This window comes from Vibrio sp. 970, assembly GCF_033339075.1.
On the sequence record NZ_JAWOTW010000049.1, the window covers coordinates 1 to 2,322 of the forward strand.

The 2,322-nt window shown below is 44.2% G+C and carries 1 protein-coding gene and 1 tRNA gene; one reads left to right on the top strand and one right to left on the bottom strand.

Annotated features, from left to right (window positions below; all coding sequences use genetic code 11):
- Window positions 1–561 precede the first annotated feature (561 nt).
- Window positions 562–1,998, top strand: a complete 1,437-nt coding sequence (locus tag R7Q11_RS24555) for an NAD-dependent succinate-semialdehyde dehydrogenase (protein WP_225466815.1) — start codon at window positions 562–564, stop codon at window positions 1,996–1,998.
- Between the two features lie 247 nt (window positions 1,999–2,245).
- On the opposite strand, the gene R7Q11_RS24560 is transcribed toward R7Q11_RS24555, so the two are convergent.
- Window positions 2,246–2,321: transfer RNA gene (locus R7Q11_RS24560), tRNA-Asn, on the bottom strand.
- Window position 2,322 lies beyond the last annotated feature (1 nt).

The window sequence follows — 2,322 nt, forward strand, 5'->3', positions numbered from 1 at the left end:
AGTTGGTTAGAATACCGGCCTGTCACGCCGGGGGTCGCGGGTTCGAGTCCCGTCCACTCCGCCACTTATATTAAGCCCCAGTCGAAAGACTGGGGCTTTTTCGTTTGGTCGTGTCCCCTAGAAATGCATTTACACATTGAAGGCGAGACAATACGACTTTCTTTACCCTTTTGGCACATGAGTTTCTCAGGAAGATGGGCCTGCTGCCTGCACTTCCAATTACTCCGAGTTTGTATTATGTCCTCGTTGAAAGATTGGTCATTTGAACAATGAGTCTTTATAACACTCGCCCTCAACCGTAGTAGAATGAATAGTCTTCCTCACTGCGCGTTTTGTTAGCGTCTCTCTTAAACAATAATTTTCTACATCTTATTTCTCAAACATTCATTGCTTCCATGTTTAGAGCGGGACCGTCGTTGCGTGGATTACGCAATTTCCCGAAATATAGTGAGGAAGAGAGCTAAGTCTTCCGAAAATTAATGCCTTTTAGAAAACTTTGTTTTCTTTGCTGAACTTGCTAGTAGCGATTAACCTAAGAGGAGTTCTTGAGGAGTATGTTTGATGATGCAACAAATAAAAAATGAAACGCTGAAATCTGTATTTAAGCAATGGTCTTCCGATGAGGGAATTGTGGTCATCAACCCTGCAACTGAGCAAGAGTTAATTCGGTTAAAGCCTAGTACTCTTGATGAGTTAGATGAGCTCATTGGTCAGTGCAAAACGGAGCAAGTCCGTTGGGCTAAATCAAGTGCCAAAGAGCGCTCTCGTCGTTTGAGGGGGTGGTATCAACTACTTCTTGATAATGCAGAAGACATAGCCACGATTATTACCTTAGAGCAGGGTAAACCTTTAGCTGAGAGCAAAGGGGAAGTGATGTATGGTGCCTCTTTTGTCGAGTGGTTCTCAGAAGAAGCAAAACGTGCTTATGGCGAAGTTATTCCTGCCCCCACGACAGATAGACGTCTATCTGCAATTCGCCAGCCTGTGGGAGTATGCGCTGCAATTACACCTTGGAACTTCCCTATTGCGATGATTACAAGAAAAGTAGCACCAGCCCTAGCGGCAGGTTGTGGCATGTTGATCAAGCCATCAGAGCTTACCCCTCTCACTGCAATTGCTGTTGTTGAATTAGCTTATCAGGCTGGTATCCCTAAAGAACTGCTTTCTGTCGTGGTATCAGAACAGGCTGCTGAGTTTGGTCAAGTACTAAGTACTGATCCTAGGATTCAGAAGATCTCTTTTACGGGGTCTACGCGCGTTGGGAAAATTTTGATGAAGCAAGCCAGTGATTCAGTCAAGGCGGTGTCGATGGAGTTGGGTGGTAATGCGCCTTTCATCGTGTTTGAAGATGCAGACTTAGATGCGGCTGCGGAAGGGCTTGTCGCGTCGAAGTTCCGTAATGCAGGGCAAACATGTGTTTGTACCAATCGGCTATATGTTCATAAAAATGTAAAACAAGCTTTTGTTGATAAAGTATTGTCGAAGTTAAGCAAATTAAAGCTTGGCAATGGTTTAGAGAAAGGTGTCACATTAGGTCCTGTTATTACCATGGCCTCTAAGCATCGACTAGAAGCGGTGATCGATCAAGCTGTACAAGAAGGAGCCTCTATTGCTAACTCTCCACAGAGACGGCCTGGTCGCTTTATGGAGCCCGTTCTTTTGGATAGTGTGACGCAGAATATGTCGATTGTTCAGCAAGAGCTATTCGGGCCTGTGTTGCCTATTGTTACCTTTGAAAATGATGATCAAGTTCTCGAAATGGCGAACGATACAGAATATGGTTTGGCTTGTTATTTCTATACGAATAGCTTGAAGCGTATTGTGACTTTTAGTGAAGGTTTAGAGTATGGCATGGTTGGAGTGAATGAAGGGATCATCTCTACTGAAGTGGCTCCATTTGGTGGAGTTAAAGAGTCGGGTGTTGGACGGGAAGGTGCTAAGCAAGGCCTCGATGAATATCTGGAGACAAAGTATATTTGTCTTGGTGGTTTAAGCTGATTTCAGAGATGGCCGATTGAATTAAAAAGCTAGGTTTTTACCTGGCTTTTTTTTAGTTGAAAGGCATACCATTTGCCACGCGCGTTTGTGGTTAATATTTTCTGGTTACTTAGTGAGTCGATAGTTAGCTTGCGGTAAGCGGTTTTTAATAATCAAAGCGCTTATGTTATTTCGTGGGTAGTAGGAGAGAGCTTAGCTTTAAACTAATACAAAAAAGCCGCATCAAATGATGCGGCTTCTTCTAATATGGCTCCTCCTGCTGGGCTCGAACCAGCGACCTGCGGATTAACAGTCCGTCGCTCTACCAACTGAGCTAAGGAGGAA